The organism is Thioclava sp. ISO4 (assembly GCF_058105145.1).
Map to the genome: position 1 here is coordinate 2163338 of NZ_CM176571.1, position 14587 is coordinate 2177924.

The window sequence follows — 14587 nt, forward strand, 5'->3', positions numbered from 1 at the left end:
CGCTATTGCGCGAAGATGTCCCGCCAGCGTTCGAGGAAACGCGCGGCTTTCATCGTGTCGGTCGCGACCAGAAGCGGCGGGCCAAGCGCGATGAGGCGTTGCAGCGCGAGCGTCTCGTCGCTGTCGCTACCGCCGCCGTCGCGCGTGATCGGGTCGATCAGCTTGGTCTCCGCCAGCGCCCGCTTGCCTGCGGGCGAGAGCAGGAAATCCAGCAGTTTCGCGGCGGTGGGATTGGGCTCGCGCCCCGGCAGATAGGCTGCACGCGACAGAACCAGCGTGTAATCGGCAGGCGCGATGATGCCCAGATCGGGATTGTCGCGCGCCGCCTGCGCCGCATAGGAGCCAAGGATATTATAGGCGATCAGGTAGCGCCCGCCCGCCACGCCGTCGATGATCTCGGCTGAGCAGCAGGTGGCGACCGCGCCGGAGCGCGCAAAGGCCTCCATCAGCGCGCCGAACGTGCTGGCCTCCTGACTGTCGAGAAAGGCGAAGAGGAAGCCCAGCCCGGAATCCGCGATATCATAGGTCGCGACCTTGCCCCTGTAGGGCGATTGCGCAGGCCGCAGCAGGTCGACCAGATCAAAGCGCGTGCGCGGCACGTCCTCGGGCGGGACCAGCGCGCGGTTGTAGATCATCACCGCAGGCTCGCGCGAGATGCCCCAGACCTGATCGCGCCAGCGCAGCTCCTTCGGCAGCGCCGTGGTCTCGGGCGAGACCCAGGTAGCGGCGCAATTGTCGTTTACCAGCTTCACCACATGCTGCACGCCGGAACTGATCACCAGATCGGCGCCGGGTTTGCCGGACGCGCAATCGGCCTCGGAAATCTCGTAGAGATCGTTCGAGCCCCATTGCTCGAACCGGATCGCGAGGCCGGGCTGGGTGTCCAGAAACGCCTCGACGGCGGGGGCGAGGATGCCGACATCGGTCGTGGTGCGCAGGGTGATCTCGCGCGCGGGCTGATCGGGGCCGAAGGTGCGGACGGCTTCGGGCTCGGCGGCCGCGAGGGCGGCACTCAGGCTCAGCCAGAGCGTCAGGGACAGGAGCGCGCGGATCATGTGGTCTCCTCGGCCTGGGGCAGGGTGATCGCGATGGTGAAGCCTGCCGCATCGCTCTCCATCTCGAGCGTGCCGCCATAGGTTTCCGCCACCGATTGCGCGATGGCGAGGCCCAGCCCGCTGCTCGCACCACGCCGCCGCGTGTCCGGGTGTCCCGGCGCGAAACGCTCGCCCAGACGCGCGCGCAGCTCGGGCGTGGGTCCGGGGCCTGCGTCGCGCACCCACAGCCGGGCGCGCCCGTCGCGCAACTCTGCGCCGATCGTGACCGGGGCCTCGCCATGCGACAGCGCATTGCCCAGCAGGTTCTTCGCGGCCTCCGACAGCGAAAGCTCATCGGCCAGCACGGGTACCTCCGCCTCGGCGATCTCCAGCTGGATTTCGCTCCCCGGCGCGAGGGCCGCGTGATCGCCTTCCTCGAAGATATCCAAGGCAATGTTGCGCAGATCGACCCGCGCGCGCCGCGCACTGTCGGCGCGGTGGATCACAAGCGCGCGCGACAGCATCTGATCGAGCAGGCGGCTCAGCCGCACCGTGCCGGAATGCATCTTCGCGACGATCTGCGCGCGCTGCGCCGGGTCGTCTTCCTCGGCGGCGAGGTCGGATTGCGCGCGCAGGGCCGCAACGGGGGTGCGCAACTGATGCGCGGTGTCCGAGATCAGGCTTTTCATCGTGGCGAATTGCCGGTCCAGCCGCCCCATGAACCCGTTCGTGGCCTGCACCAGCACATCGACCTCGCGCGGCACGGCGGCGCGGATCGGGGTGAGGTCCTGCGGATCGCGTTTCGAGATGCGATGGGCCAGCCGCTCCAGCGGGCGCAGAGCGCTATGCACGATGATGATCGCGAAGGCGAGCATCGCAATGCCGCCGACCGCCAGCCCGCCAAGCGCGTTGCGGGTGATGCTGAGCGCAAGCTGGGTGCGCGCCCGCAGGGTCTGGCCGACGATCACCTCCACCGTGCCGGAGAACTGGCGTTCCGCGAAACGGCGCGTGACCCGGATGTAGCGCGCGGGCTCTCCCTTGAAGCGGGCATCGTAAAGCTCGGAATCCTGTGCGGTCGTGCCGGGGCGGGGCAGGTCCTTGTAGCCCGTGAGCACAGCGCCTTTCGGGCCGCTGACCTGATAGGCGATGCGGTCGTCGGGGGCGAGGGCCAGCAGCTCGAAGGCCGAGACCGGCAGATCGACCACCGGCGCGCCGTCGCGGATCGAGATCGAGGCGGCGATGTCATTGGCCGCGCCCACCAGCAGCCGGTCGAAGGCGTCGCGCGCCGCTGCGCGCCCATAGGCGAAGGCCGCCAGCGCGAGGATCAACCCGCCGATGATCATCAGCCCCGACAGCCCGGTGACAAGCCGCGCGGTCAGCGAGCGCGTGGCGGAAATGCCGATCTCGCGGGAGCGCGCGCCGTCAGACATCGCCATCGCGCGCCGCCAGACGGTAGCCGCGTCCGCGCAGGGTCTCGATCTCCACCCCGCTGCCCGCGATCTTCTTGCGCAGCCGCGCGATATAAAGCTCGATCGCATTGTCGCCCGGCACCGCATCGTCGAAGGCGTAGAGTCCCTCGTGCAGCCGGTCCTTCGACATCACTTGCCCCGCATTGCGCATCAGCAGGCCCAGAAGCGCGAATTCGCGCCCCGTCAGTTTCAGCGGCTGATCCCCGACCGTCGCGCTGCCCGCCGTCGCGTTGTAGCGCAGATGGCCGAGTTCCAGATCGGCGGAGCGATCCGCCGTCTGCCGCCGCCCGATCGCATGAAGTCTTGCCTCCAACTCCCGGTGATCAAAGGGTTTTACGAGATAGTCGTCCGCCCCGAGCTGGAAGGCGGAGATCTTGTCATCGACCGAGAACTGCGCGGTCAGCATCAACACCGGCATCATCGCGGCCTGCGCGCGCATCTCGCGCAAGAGGTCGGTGCCGGTGCCATCGGGCAGGTTGATGTCGAGGATCACCGCGTCATAGGCCTGCACCTCCAGAAAGTCGCGCGCTTCCTCGACGGTGGCGGCGAGATCGCAGGCCATGCCCGAGCGCGCAAGCCTGCGCTGCGTGGCCTCGGCCAGCTCCTCGGCATCTTCGACAAGCAAGAGCCGCATCCGTCCTCCCTATTCCGGCTCTGAGCCTGTGACAGGTTCGTGACAGGTTCAAGCGGTAAAACCCCGGTCCATAGCCCGCTGCGGGAGGCAACGGGCAGACAGTGGAGGACATATCATGGCTTTTAAACTCATGCGCGCGGCGATTGCTGCCGCGGCGCTCACCGTTGCGACCGGCGCCTCGGCGCAAGAATGTATCGCACCCGCGAACCCCGGCGGCGGCTGGGACTTCACCTGCCGTCAGGTCGGCAAATCCATGCAGGATCTGGGCCTCATCGACTCGACCATGCAGGTCGTGAACCTCGCCGGTGGCGGCGGTGGCGTGGCCTTCGCCGAAGTGGTGAACAAGCGCAATGACGACGACAACCTGATCGTTGCGGCTTCTTCGGCCACCGCGACCCGTCTGGCCCAAGGCGCCTATCCGGGCAACTCGATGGATCAGGTCCGCTGGATCGGCTCGATCGGCGCGGATTACGGCGTGATCGCCGTGGCAGCCGACAGCGACATCCAGACGCTTCCCGAACTGCTCGACAAGATCAAGGCCGACCCGACCAGCGTCTCGGTCGCGGGTGGCTCGGCCGTGGGCGGCTGGGATCACCTCAAGGTGCTGATCGCGGCGGACGCGTACGGCATCGACGATGTGCGTCAGGTCAAGTACATCGCCTTCGACGGTGGCGGCGAAGCGGTGACCCAGCTTCTGGCCGGTTCGGTGCAGGCCTTCACCGGCGATCTGTCGGAAGCCAAGGGCTTCGTCGACTCCGGCGATATCCGCGTGATCGCGGTGCTTGCGCCCGAGCGCCTGGAGGGTGAATTCTCGAAATTCCCGACCGCGAAAGAGCAGGGCATCGATGCGATCGGCGCGAACTGGCGTGGTTTCTACGCGCCGGGCGGCATGTCCGACGAGGCTTATCAGGCTTGGGTCGACAAGGTCGGCCAGCTCTACGCCTCCGACGAGTGGAAGCAGGTGATGGCGGCCAACGGTCTGGCCCCGCTCAACCTGCAGGGCGCTGAATTCGAGAGCTTCGTGCAGAACTCGGTCCAGCAGATTCAGGATATCTCGCGCCAGATCGGCATCATCGAGTAAGCGAGACAACCCATGCGCGCGGCGGGCTTTCGAGCGCCGCCGCGCCTTCATACCAAGGGAGGGGATCATGAGTGATCGCATCTTCGGCGCCGTCGGCCTGTGCCTCGCGCTGTTCTACGGCTGGGCGACGCTGCAAATCCAAGAAAGTTTCCTGTCGGATGCGGTGGGGCCCAAAACCTTCCCGCTGGTGATCGCGGTGATCCTCGGGCTGGCCTCGCTCGTGATCTTGCTGCGCCCCGATCCCGACCCGGTCTGGCCGAGCCTCGCCCGGCTCGCCGAAATCCTCGCCGCCGTTGTGGTGATGATCCTCTATGCCGAGTTTCTGCCCGTCGTGGGCTTCCTGATCGCGACCGCTTTTGCCAGCGCCTACCTGACCTGGCGGCTGGGCACAGGGCCGCTGCAATCCGTCGTCGTCGGCGTCGCCACCTCGATCGGTATCTACGTAATTTTCAAGCTGGTTCTGGGCCTCTCGCTCGCCAGCGGCCCCTTCGGTTTCTGAGGTGAAATGATGGACACCTTAATGTCACTCGCAGACGGTTTTCACACCGCTCTGACCTTCGAGAACCTGCTGCTCGCCCTGCTGGGCACGTTCCTCGGCACCATGATGGGCGCACTGCCCGGTCTCGGGCCGTCTAACGGCGTCGCGATCCTGATCCCGCTGGCCTTCACGCTGGGGCTGGGGGCCACGCCTTCGCTGATCCTGCTGACGAGCGTGTATTACGGGGCGATGTATGGCGGGCGGATCAGTTCGATCCTGCTGAACATTCCGGGCGATGAGCCTGCGATGATGACCTGCCTCGACGGCTATCCGATGGCCAAGAAGGGCCTTGCGGGCGAGGCGCTGTCGCTGTCGGGCATCGCGAGCTTCGTGGGCGCCTTCTTCGCGACCTGGGGGCTGATCCTGCTGGCGCCGCAGCTGGTGAAATTCGCGCTGCTGTTCGGACCGGCGGAGTATTTCGCGCTGTTTGCGCTGGCCTTTGCCACGCTGGGCGGGGTCTCCTCGACCAATCAGGCGAAATCGGCTTTTGCCGCGATGCTGGGCCTCGGCCTGTCGGTGATCGGGGTGGATACCCAGACCGGCGTGCCGCGTCTGACCTTCGGCGAGGTCCACCTCTATGACGGGCTCGATTTCCTCGTCGCCATCGTCGGCCTCTTCGCGCTGTCGGAAGTGTTCATCTTCCTCGAGCACCGCCACGGCTCGGCCACCGGCGCGGGTCACAAGGTCTCGGTCGGGCGTATCACGCCGCCGTGGAAGATGGTGAAAGAGACGACGCCGACGATGCTGCGCTCGTCCTTCCTCGGCTTCGTCGCGGGCGTGCTGCCGGGGGCAGGGGCGTCGCTGGGCTCCTTCATCTCCTACTCGATGGAGAAGAAGCTGGTGGACCGCAAGAACACCTTCGGCACGGGCGATCCGCGTGGTGTGGCCGCCCCCGAGGCGGGCAATAACGCGGCCGCAGGCGGGGCGCTTGTGCCGATGCTGGCGCTTGGCGTGCCGGGCTCGGGCACCACGGCGGTGCTACTGGCGGTGCTTTTGTCGCTCAACATCACGCCCGGACCGCTGCTGTTCCAGAACAACCCCGACGTGGTCTGGGGCCTGATCGCGGCGCTGTTTATCGCCAACTTCATGCTGCTCGCGATGAATATCCCGATGGTGGGCATCTTCACCCGCGTGCTGATGATCCCGCCGCGCATCCTGATGCCGATCGTCGCGATGGTGTCCTTCGTGGGGATCTACGGCATCTCCGGCTCCAGCTTCGATCTGCTGGTGATGATCGGCTTCGGCGTGATGGGCTGGGTGCTGCGCAAGCTCGACGTGCCGCTGGTGCCGATCATTCTCGGCACGCTCCTCGGCAATACGATGGAGAACAACCTGCGCCGGGCGGTCACGATCTCGAACGGCGATTACTGGACGCTGGTCGGCAGCCCGCTGGCGATCGGTCTGTGGACCGTGGCGATCGTGGGCTTCATCCTGCCGCTGTTCCTGAGCCGCTTCGTGAAGGCGCGGATGCATGAGCGCCGCGATGACGAGGGTGCGATCTCGGACTGAGACCGCACCCCCAAACGCAGGCCCCGCTCCTCCCAAGCGGGGCCTGCGCCGGATCGAAGGCAGGGGCGGCGGTGGTCAATCCGCCGCCCCTTTCTTACCTCCGAGCCTTATTGCGTGGTCCAGCCCCCATCGACCGGGATCGACGTGCCGGTCACGTTGTGCGCGATCGGCGCACAGAGCCACAGCGCGAGCGCCCCGATCTCGGAGGGGTCGGACATGCGCCGGGTGGGCTGCTTTTCCGCCAGAAGATCCGCGATCCCTGCCGCCCGGTCGCCACCATGCGCTGCTGCGCGCTCCGCGATCTGGGGTCCGAGAATGTCGGTCTCGGTCCAGCCCGGACAGATGCAGTTCACCGTCACGCCGCCCGCCTCGCGCGTGCCCGCCTGCGCATATTCCAGCGCGGCGACCCGGCTCATGCCGACGAGGCCGAATTTCGAGGCGACATAGGGCGCCTTGTTGGCCGAGGCCACGAGCCCATGCACCGAGGCGATATTCACGACACGGCCATAACCGCGCTCGGCCATGCCCGGCATCGCGCGGCGCATCGTGTGGAACGCGCCCGACAGGTTCACAGCCAGAACCGCGTTCCAGATTTCGGGCGTGGCTTCGGCGAGGCTGACCGTGCGCTGGATGCCTGCGTTGTTCACGAGGATATCCGCGCCGCCCCAATCCGCGACCGCATCCATCATCGCATCGATCTGCGCCGGATCGGCCATGTCGGCGTCGAAGAACTTCACCTCGGGCGAACCGGCCTTCTCCAGCACCGCTGTCGCCTCGGCGACCTGCGCCGCATCGGCCAGCCCATGCAGCGCGATGCGCGCGCCCGCCTCGGCCAGCGATTTCGCGATAGCCAGCCCGATGCCTTGCACCGAACCCGTTACCAGAGCCGTCTTTCCATCCAGTCGCGACATTAGTCCTCCTCCGTCACTTTCTTGCGCAGCTCGGTCTTGAGGACCTTGCCGTAATTGTTCTTGGGAAGCTGCGTCACCACGCGATACGCCTTGGGGCGTTTGAACCGCGCGATCTGCTCGCAGCAATGCTGGTCTAGGGCGGCGGGGTCGATCTCGGATCCCGGCGCGGGCGTGACGAAGGCCACGACGCTCTCGCCCCATTCCGGATCGGGCTTTCCGACCACCGCGACCTCGTGGACCGAAGAGTGCAGCAGCAGCGCCTCCTCGACTTCGCGCGGGTAGATATTCGTGCCGCCCGAGATGATCACGTCCTTCGAGCGGTCCTGCAGCGTGACGAAGCCGTCCGCATCCATCGTGCCCAGATCGCCTGTCCAGAGCCAGCCGTCGCGAAGCGCCTTCGCGCTCGCCTCGGGGTTCTGCCAGTAGCCGCCCATGACCGCGGCCCCGCGCACGAGAATCTCGCCGGTCTCGCCCGCGGGCAGGGCGCGGCCCTCGCTGTCGGCGATGCGCACCGCGACCGGGCTATGCGCCTGACCGACCGAGGCCAGCCTCTCGCGCCAGCGCGGATGGGTGCGGTCGGCGACCAGCTCGCGCGACAGGGCGGTGATCGTCATCGGGCTCTCGCCCTGGCCGTAGATCTGGACGAAGCGCGGCCCCATCACCTCGACCGCGTCGATGATATCGGCGACATACATCGGCCCGCCACCATAGACGATGGTCTTGATGCCCTCGCCGGTCTGGCCCGTGGCGCGGGCGCGGTCCACCAGACGGCGGATCATCGTGGGGGCGGCGAACATCGACACATGTTGCAGCTTCGGCGCGAGGTCGAGGATTTCGTCGGCCTCGAACCCGCCCGAGCGCGGCACCACATGGCGCGCCCCGCGCATCACATGGACGAAGTTGTAAAGCCCCGCGCCATGCGACATCGGCGCGGCGTAGAGGATCGCGTCCTGCGGTTCCACGCTGTCGACATCCGAGAAATAGCCCAGACACATCGCCTGCACATTGGCCGAGGTGATGCACACGCCCTTGGGTCGCCCGGTCGTGCCAGAGGTGTAGAACAGCCAGACCGTCTCGGTCTCAGCGACCTCGACCGGGGCGGGCATCGGATCATGGCGCAGAAGATCGGCATAGGCCGGGCCTTTGAGGTCCACCGTTTCGACGCCCAGATCGGTCTTCGGATCGCCGGTGAAGGCGAGCTTCGCCTCAGACGCCTCAACGATCCATGCGGCCTCGCGCGGGTGCAGCTTGCCGTTGATCGGCACCGCCACCGCGCCTGCGAACCAGATGCCATAGATCGCCTCGAGATATTCGGGGCAGTTCTTGGCGAACATCGCCACGCGGTCGCCCGGCGCGATCCCTTTCGCGACCAACGCGGCCCCGATCCGGGCGGCGCGGTCGGCGAACTCCGCATAGGTGGCGCGCAACTCCTCGCCCTGCAGCAGCGCGGGGGCGTCGGGGGTGCGGACCGCGCTGCGGATCAGCCACTCCGCCGGGTTCATGCCGCGCGCTCCGCTTCGAGGATCGAGCAGTAATTCGCGACGCCCGAGCCGCCCATGTTGAACACGCAGCCCAGCTCGGCACCGGGCAGTTGCATCTCGCCCGCCTGACCGGTGAGCTGCATCGCGGCCAGCACATGCATCGACACGCCGGTCGCGCCCACGGGATGACCCTTGGCCTTCAACCCGCCCGAGACGTTCACCGGCAGACGCCCGTCGCGCAGCACCAGCCCGTCGTCGATGGCCCGCGCGCCCGCGCCTTGCGGCACAAGCCCCATCGCCTCGTAGACGAGCAATTCCGCGATGGTGAAACAGTCGTGCACCTCGGCAAAGGAGAGATCGTCGACACTCACGCCTGCCGCCGCATAGGCGCGGCGGAAGGCCTCTGCCGGGCCCTCGAAGGCCAGCAGATCGCGGCGCGACATCGGCAGGTAGTCACTGACCTGCTCGGCGGCGCGGAAAGCGATGGAATTGGCAAAATCGCCCGCGCGGTCGTCGGCGACCATGACCAGCGCCGCCGCCCCGTCGGAAATCAGCGAGCAATCGGTCATCCGCAGGGGCGGGGCGATCATCGGGTTCTTGTCGCTGACCGTGTTGCAGAACTCGAAGCCCACATCCTTGCGCATCTGCGCGAGCGGATTGGCGAGCGCATTGTGGTGGTTCTTCGCCGCGATCCGGGCCAGCGCGGCCGAACGGTCACCATGCGCCTGATAATAGGCCTGCGCAAACCGTGCGAAAATCTGCGGGAAGGAAACGCCCGCTTCCTCCATCTGGTAAGACGCCCCAGCGAGCGCTTCGGTCACGCCTGCGGTGTCCTTCGCGGTCATCTTCTCGGCCCCGATCACCAGCGCGGCCTTCACCCGGCCCGAACGGATCGCGTCGCGCGCAGCATAGATCGCAGCCGAGCCCGACGCGCAGGCGTTCTCGACGCGGGTCGCAGGCGTGAAGCGCAGCCTGTCGTCGATCCCCAGCGCCAGCGAGCTTGCGAACCCGTCCGGCACCAGTCCGGAATTGAAATGCCCCAGCCAGATCCCGTCGATCTCCGCCGGGTCGATCCCTGCGTGCTCCAGCGCGCCGCCGCCCGCTTCGAGAACCAGATCCTCGAGCGTGCGCTCTTCCAGCTTGCCGAATTTCGTATGGCCCCAGCCGACGATCTTCGCGTCCATGCGGGTCTCCTCCCAATGATCCTCCGTTGCGGGGGAGACTAGCGCAGGGGCGGCACGACCTCTATTCGTAGAACTACGCTATCGGGAGAAGAGGATGGAGCAGGATCTGCTGGACAGCGATGAGATGGCGCTGCTGGCGTTCGAGCATGCGCCGGTCGGGCTGGCGGTCACCCGCGACCGGGTGATCGAGCGGTGCAACGCGCGGTTTTGCGAGAGTTTCGGCTACCGCGAAGACGAGTTGCCGCAGCGCTCGCTCGCAGTGCTTTACCCGTCGCAGGAAGAGTTTCTGCGCATCGGGGAGATCGGGTTGCGGCGGATGCGCGAGACCGGGCGCTACGCGGATGAGCGGATCATGCAGCGCCGCGACGGGTCTTTGTTCTGGTGCCGGGTGCGGGGGCAATCGCTGACGCCCGACGACCCCTTTGCGCGCGCTGTCTGGAGCTTTGCCGATCTTTCGGAATTGCGGCCCGTCGTCGATCTGACCGCACGCGAGCGGCAGGTGGCGGCCCTTCTGGCCGAGGGGCAGACGAACAAGGAGATCGCGCGGGTGCTGGAACTGTCACCGCGCACGGCAGAGGCGCATCGCGCGCGGCTGCAGGCGAAACTCGGCGCGCGCAACACCGCCGAACTGGTGGCGCGGCTGACGGGGCTGCCGCTCTAGACGCGTCGCCGCAAGGAAAAAGGGGCGCCGATGCGCCCCTTCTTGTCTCATTTCCAGGTCTGGCCCAGATCACGAATGCGGCTCAGGTGTCGACCGAGGCGGCCGCTCGCTACGCTGCGGGGTGAGCTTGCTCTGGATGATCGCGAGCGCGCTCGACAGCGAGGCGGCTTCCTGAGAGCTCGTCGCTTCTTCGGGGAAGACGTAGTTGCCGCTCGCGATGCTCTTGGCATCCTCCGCCAGCCGCTCGACCGGGCGCAGCAGCAGCTTGAGGAACACGAGCGTCACGGCGAGCAGGCACAGCGCCGCGGCAGCGACCGTCGCCAGCGTCACTTGCGTCAAAACCGGCAGATCGTTCGAGATGTTGTCGCGGCGCAGAACCGCGAAGACGCGCCAGCCGAAGTTGGGCAGCTTGTTCCAGACGAAATCCGGCGCAAAGGCATAGGTTCCGCCGTCCTTGCCGTCGACAAGGTGGAAGACGCCGGAAGACTTACTGCGCAGGCTCGCGCTCGACGTCAGGCTTTTGGGCAGGGGCGTGGTCTCGTGACGGGTGTCGATGACGGTGTCGCCGTTGATGTCCTGCACGACCACGTCGATGCCAAGCTCCTTGCTCGCCTCGAACAGGAAGCTGCGCACCCATGCGATCCGCACGCGGTAGACCAGCACGCCGATCTTCTGGCCGTTCGCGCCCTTCACGGGCGTCGAGAGGTTCAGGAAATACTCCATCTTGCCGGTCTGCGCATTCGTAGCCGTCTCGGTGATCGAGTCGACCGACGGCACGCGGATACCATCGCGGAACCACCGCTTGGAGCTGACATTCTTGCCGACCTCATAGCCGTTCGAGCCGGAGATGATCGTGCCATCGGGCGCGGCGAAGCCTGCCCAGGCGACCTGACCCCCGGTGCGGGCGACGGCGTCCATGAACTTGTTGATGTCGTCTTGCGACGCGGTGCCGATGCTTCGCGCAACGGCATGCATACTGTCCCATTCGCGCATCAGGGCCGTGTTGAAGCTGAGCGCGATCGCGTCGGAGCCTCTGAGGACCAGTTTGTGCTCGATCGCGGACTGAAATTCATGGGCCTGATCCGAGACAACCTTGGCGACGAAGACGGCCGTCGCTGCCACGACGAGCACCATCGCCAGAGCGGTGCGTCGGAAAATGCCCCCGAGATTGTGTTGTCGCCGAATGGTCATCTTCGCTTCAATCCTACGCTAATTGTAGAAGGGGTCCGATTTAAATCATGGTTACTGAGTAAATACGGCGAGAAAATGGTGGGCGCCCACTTCTTGGTTAAATTTTGCTGATGCCGGGACGGGGCGCGCTTGCAAAGTCCAGGGCGATGCCGAACACTCGATTTTGAGGCTCCGCGCTGACAGGGACGCCCCGCGAATTTCGGGGCGTGGCAGTATGAACCGGTTGCGCCGCGGCGCGGAAAAGCAGAGCAGAAAATGAAGGCCGCAAAGGTCTAGGTACAGGCTTACAGGAAGCGCTAAATGCACAAGAATTACGGGGTGAGCGTCGCGATCGCGACCTGTCTGGCACTAACGCTGGGGGCGGGGTCGCAGGCTCGCGCGGACGGAACTTTTCTGCAGTTCGACGCGGCGAAGAACACCTCCGACACGGTCTTTTCGATGTCGCGCGGGAAGGTGAGTTTCAGCGCGAATTTCTCTGACTACGAAGGCGGTTGGTCCACCGGCGCGGCCGTGACGCGGGACTTCGCGCTCGAGGGAATCGGCACGCTGAAACTCGGCCCCAGCATCGGTCGCACCTTGGCGGACGATAACTGGCGACTCGGCGCGCGCGTGGGGCTGGAGCGCTATACGCCGACCAGCTTCGGGCATGTCTTCATGCTGGGGCAATACAACACGATCGATCAGGACTGGTTTGCGTTGTTTCAGGCCGGGAACCGCTCCGGGCTGGGGCTGGAACTGTCGGCGGGCGGAAGCGACACCTATTCCGAGCGCACCATCGCAGTGACCCAGAAAATCGACGGCGGGCCGGTCTCGATCCGGGCGGGCTGGCGCGCCTTGGCCAAGGAAGCCTTCGTCGGCCTTTCCATTAACACCTATTAATTCGCGGCGCCCGCAGGCTCACTCGTCCGAGGAGAATTTCGGCAAGAACCGGCGGTAGATGTCGTGCAGAAGCGCGCCCGGGCGAACATGGCTGACGCCCGGCTCGTTCCCTTCGGCATAGAAACGCACGAACAACTCTTCGCGCTGCTCCTCGGTCGGCAGAAGCTGGAGCCGTGCGCCGTCGCGGGTCTTCGCGATGACGTAGCATTCGATCGGGTCGGTGATCTGGTCGATCGTCAGCATCCCGCGGGTCTGTTCCGGCAGAGTCAGGCCGCGCAGGCGCACCGTGTCCATCGTGAACGAGGTCATCCAGACCCAGTATTCCGTGCCGTCGGATTCGAAGGAAATCCGCTCGGGCTCATCGGCCACATGGATTTCGCGCCGGGGCAGCTCGACGCAGGCGCGGCAAGTCGCGGCCAGAAGGAACAGGTTATAGATCGTCCAGAACAGGATCACCCATTTGCCGTCGCCCGCGTCGAAATAGGCGAAGCGGTCCCAGATGATCCCGATCAGAAGGCCACCCAGCGTCAGGAAAAACAGGATCAGGAACGGCATCATGATCCGCCATTGCACGACGACTTTTGACCGATCCCCACCTTTCGCGGTCACCGAGAACGGGTGGCCATGGGGGCGCAGCAAGCCGGTGAAGGCGGCGCGGGCGATCGGGATCGCGCCGATCAGCTGGCTCACGTCGTTCAGGAGCGGCACGACCATGCCGCGGCTGAGCCTGTTCAGCGTCATCAGGCTCCACAGGTAATAGACCCCGAAATAGCTCAACACATCCGCGAGGCCCGCATTCACCACCGTGATGTTGAAATACCAGTAGAGCAGGGGGTAGCAGATCGCCGCGATCCGGAAGGGGAAGGTCGTGGTCCAGTAGAAGATCGAGTCGATAACGCTCCAGCGGTCGCGCAGTCGCAGATTGCTTTTCGAGAACGGGCCGAGCGAGGACCGTGCGATCTGCATCAGGCCGAGACACCAGCGGGCGCGCTGGGTGATGTATTCCTTGAGGCCTTCCGGGGCGAGCCCTTCGGTCAGCGGCTCGGCCAGATAGACGGTGCGCCAGCCTGCGTTCTGCAAGGCCAACGTCAGCATGAAATCTTCGGTCACGCTCTCGGTGTTGAAGCCGCCAATCTCGCGCAGCGCGCTCCAGCGGCAGACCGAGGAGGTGCCGCAGCAAAAGGCGATCCCCCAGCCATCGCGTGCGGGCTGCATCTGGTCAAAGAAGAAGCGCTGCTCGTCGGGATAGGAGCTGTCGAGCTTGAAATTGTGCTGGATCGGGTCGGAGTTGAAGAAATGCTGCGGCGTCTGCACGAGGCCCACCTCGGGGTCGTGAAACAGCGCCAGCGTGCGCGAGATGAAGCCGCGATGGGGCACGAAATCCGCATCGAGGATCGCCACGAAATCGGGCTGCACCTCTTCCTCGGCCAGCCGGTCCAGCGCGTGGTTGATATTGCCCGCCTTCTGCCCCTCATTGTCGGCCCGGCGCATGTAACGCACGCCCTTGGTCTCGCAGAAATCGCGCAGCCAGTCGCGGCGGCTGTCGTCGCAGACCATGATCATCTTGTTGCGATGGCGCAGGAATTTCGCGCCGACGATGGTGCGTTCGAGAACGTCGCGATCCTCGTTATAGGTGGCGATCAGGATCGCGACGAGCGGTTCTTTCTCGGTCGGGAGATTGGCGTATTGATCCGCTTCCTCGCTGCGCAGCTTGATCCGCGACAGGACCAGAAAGGCGCTGAGCGAGCCGATCATGGTGAAGGCTTCGAGACCGAAGAGCGACCAGCTCGCCAGGGCATCCAGCGTCAGGCCGGGCGGGGCGAGGGTCTCTGTCGCGCGCCACCAGATATAGCGCAGCGCCAGCACCGCACCGATCCCCAGCAGCACCGCACGGTGCCAGTTGCGCCGCGGTTTGACGAAGCTCGGCAGAATGGCGGTGATACCCACCACGAGGATGAGCTGCATCGCCGCCGAGCCAAGCCCTCCCAGTTGCGGATAGTAGGACATGCCGCCCC

Annotated in this window: 13 protein-coding genes; 5 read left to right on the plus strand and 8 right to left on the minus strand. The window is 65.9% G+C overall.

The window, feature by feature from the left end; translation table 11 throughout:
* Positions 1-2 precede the first annotated feature (2 nt).
* The 3 genes from AC2TZ7_RS10675 to AC2TZ7_RS10685 are packed head-to-tail and all read right to left on the minus strand — an operon-like array spanning position 3 to position 3137.
* Positions 3-1055 carry an ABC transporter substrate-binding protein gene (locus tag AC2TZ7_RS10675; RefSeq protein WP_489864192.1) on the minus strand — a complete coding sequence of 351 codons (1053 nt, stop codon included), beginning with the start codon at positions 1053-1055 and terminating at the stop codon, positions 3-5.
* Entirely contained in the window at positions 1052-2470 is a 1419-nt protein-coding gene (locus AC2TZ7_RS10680) for a sensor histidine kinase (RefSeq protein WP_489864193.1), read from the minus strand. The genes AC2TZ7_RS10675 and AC2TZ7_RS10680 overlap by 4 nt, the downstream gene beginning before the upstream one ends.
* Complete coding sequence (locus tag AC2TZ7_RS10685) at positions 2457-3137, minus strand: response regulator transcription factor (RefSeq protein WP_489864194.1); 681 nt, start codon at positions 3135-3137, stop codon at positions 2457-2459. Before AC2TZ7_RS10685 ends, AC2TZ7_RS10680 begins: the two co-directional genes overlap by 14 nt.
* A gap of 115 nt (positions 3138-3252) precedes the next feature.
* On the opposite strand from AC2TZ7_RS10685, the gene AC2TZ7_RS10690 reads away from it, so the two are divergent.
* The 3 genes from AC2TZ7_RS10690 to AC2TZ7_RS10700 all read left to right on the plus strand — a co-directional run bounded on the left by AC2TZ7_RS10690 (position 3253) and on the right by AC2TZ7_RS10700 (position 6265).
* Positions 3253-4218 (plus strand): Bug family tripartite tricarboxylate transporter substrate binding protein, encoded by a 966-nt coding sequence (locus AC2TZ7_RS10690; protein WP_489864195.1) that lies wholly within the window; start codon positions 3253-3255, stop codon positions 4216-4218.
* 67 nt (positions 4219-4285) lie between these two features.
* Positions 4286-4717, plus strand: a complete 432-nt coding sequence (locus AC2TZ7_RS10695; protein WP_078599173.1) for a tripartite tricarboxylate transporter TctB family protein — start codon at positions 4286-4288, stop codon at positions 4715-4717.
* Positions 4718-4726: 9 nt separating this feature from the next.
* The gene (locus AC2TZ7_RS10700; RefSeq protein ID WP_489866807.1) at positions 4727-6265 is read left to right on the plus strand and encodes a tripartite tricarboxylate transporter permease; all 1539 of its coding nucleotides are present in this window, start codon (positions 4727-4729) and stop codon (positions 6263-6265) included.
* 107 nt (positions 6266-6372) lie between these two features.
* Here the strand turns inward: AC2TZ7_RS10700 and AC2TZ7_RS10705 are convergent, their stop codons facing one another.
* Genes AC2TZ7_RS10705 through AC2TZ7_RS10715 form a run of 3 tightly spaced genes read right to left on the minus strand, consistent with a single transcriptional unit; the run spans position 6373 to position 9841 of the window.
* On the minus strand, positions 6373-7176 hold the full coding sequence (locus AC2TZ7_RS10705; protein ID WP_489864196.1) for a 3-hydroxybutyrate dehydrogenase: 804 nt from the start codon (positions 7174-7176) through the stop codon (positions 6373-6375).
* Positions 7176-8678 (minus strand): class I adenylate-forming enzyme family protein, encoded by a 1503-nt coding sequence (locus AC2TZ7_RS10710; RefSeq protein ID WP_489864197.1) that lies wholly within the window; start codon positions 8676-8678, stop codon positions 7176-7178. Before AC2TZ7_RS10710 ends, AC2TZ7_RS10705 begins: the two co-directional genes overlap by 1 nt.
* Positions 8675-9841 (minus strand): acetyl-CoA acetyltransferase, encoded by a 1167-nt coding sequence (locus AC2TZ7_RS10715; RefSeq protein ID WP_489864198.1) that lies wholly within the window; start codon positions 9839-9841, stop codon positions 8675-8677. The genes AC2TZ7_RS10710 and AC2TZ7_RS10715 overlap by 4 nt, the downstream gene beginning before the upstream one ends.
* Positions 9842-9935: 94 nt before the next feature.
* Between AC2TZ7_RS10715 and AC2TZ7_RS10720 the strand changes: the two genes are divergently transcribed.
* Positions 9936-10502, plus strand: a complete 567-nt coding sequence (locus tag AC2TZ7_RS10720; protein WP_244176527.1) for a PAS and helix-turn-helix domain-containing protein — start codon at positions 9936-9938, stop codon at positions 10500-10502.
* A 69-nt stretch (positions 10503-10571) separates the two neighbouring features.
* On the opposite strand, the gene AC2TZ7_RS10725 is transcribed toward AC2TZ7_RS10720, so the two are convergent.
* The gene (locus AC2TZ7_RS10725) at positions 10572-11693 is read right to left on the minus strand and encodes a cache domain-containing protein (RefSeq protein WP_489864199.1); all 1122 of its coding nucleotides are present in this window, start codon (positions 11691-11693) and stop codon (positions 10572-10574) included.
* Positions 11694-11993: 300 nt separating this feature from the next.
* On the opposite strand from AC2TZ7_RS10725, the gene AC2TZ7_RS10730 reads away from it, so the two are divergent.
* Entirely contained in the window at positions 11994-12572 is a 579-nt protein-coding gene (locus AC2TZ7_RS10730) for a hypothetical protein (protein WP_489864200.1), read from the plus strand.
* Between the two features lie 18 nt (positions 12573-12590).
* Here AC2TZ7_RS10730 and AC2TZ7_RS10735 read toward each other — a convergent pair whose 3' ends face one another.
* Positions 12591-14579 (minus strand): glycosyltransferase family 2 protein, encoded by a 1989-nt coding sequence (locus tag AC2TZ7_RS10735; RefSeq protein ID WP_489864201.1) that lies wholly within the window; start codon positions 14577-14579, stop codon positions 12591-12593.
* Positions 14580-14587: the final 8 nt, after the last annotated feature.

Bases quoted from the DNA above. Each gene is read 5' to 3' on its own strand.
- AC2TZ7_RS10675 (WP_489864192.1), bottom strand. From the start codon at position 1,055: ATGATCCGCGCGCTCCTGTCCCTGACGCTCTGGCTGAGCCTGAGTGCC.
- AC2TZ7_RS10680 (WP_489864193.1), bottom strand. From the start codon at position 2,470: ATGGCGATGTCTGACGGCGCGCGCTCCCGCGAGATCGGCATTTCCGCC.
- AC2TZ7_RS10685 (WP_489864194.1), bottom strand. From the start codon at position 3,137: ATGCGGCTCTTGCTTGTCGAAGATGCCGAGGAGCTGGCCGAGGCCACG.
- AC2TZ7_RS10690 (WP_489864195.1), top strand. From the start codon at position 3,253: ATGGCTTTTAAACTCATGCGCGCGGCGATTGCTGCCGCGGCGCTCACC.
- AC2TZ7_RS10695 (WP_078599173.1), top strand. From the start codon at position 4,286: ATGAGTGATCGCATCTTCGGCGCCGTCGGCCTGTGCCTCGCGCTGTTC.
- AC2TZ7_RS10700 (WP_489866807.1), top strand. From the start codon at position 4,727: ATGGACACCTTAATGTCACTCGCAGACGGTTTTCACACCGCTCTGACC.
- AC2TZ7_RS10705 (WP_489864196.1), bottom strand. From the start codon at position 7,176: ATGTCGCGACTGGATGGAAAGACGGCTCTGGTAACGGGTTCGGTGCAA.
- AC2TZ7_RS10710 (WP_489864197.1), bottom strand. From the start codon at position 8,678: ATGAACCCGGCGGAGTGGCTGATCCGCAGCGCGGTCCGCACCCCCGAC.
- AC2TZ7_RS10715 (WP_489864198.1), bottom strand. From the start codon at position 9,841: ATGGACGCGAAGATCGTCGGCTGGGGCCATACGAAATTCGGCAAGCTG.
- AC2TZ7_RS10720 (WP_244176527.1), top strand. From the start codon at position 9,936: ATGGAGCAGGATCTGCTGGACAGCGATGAGATGGCGCTGCTGGCGTTC.
- AC2TZ7_RS10725 (WP_489864199.1), bottom strand. From the start codon at position 11,693: ATGACCATTCGGCGACAACACAATCTCGGGGGCATTTTCCGACGCACC.
- AC2TZ7_RS10730 (WP_489864200.1), top strand. From the start codon at position 11,994: ATGCACAAGAATTACGGGGTGAGCGTCGCGATCGCGACCTGTCTGGCA.
- AC2TZ7_RS10735 (WP_489864201.1), bottom strand. From the start codon at position 14,579: ATGTCCTACTATCCGCAACTGGGAGGGCTTGGCTCGGCGGCGATGCAG.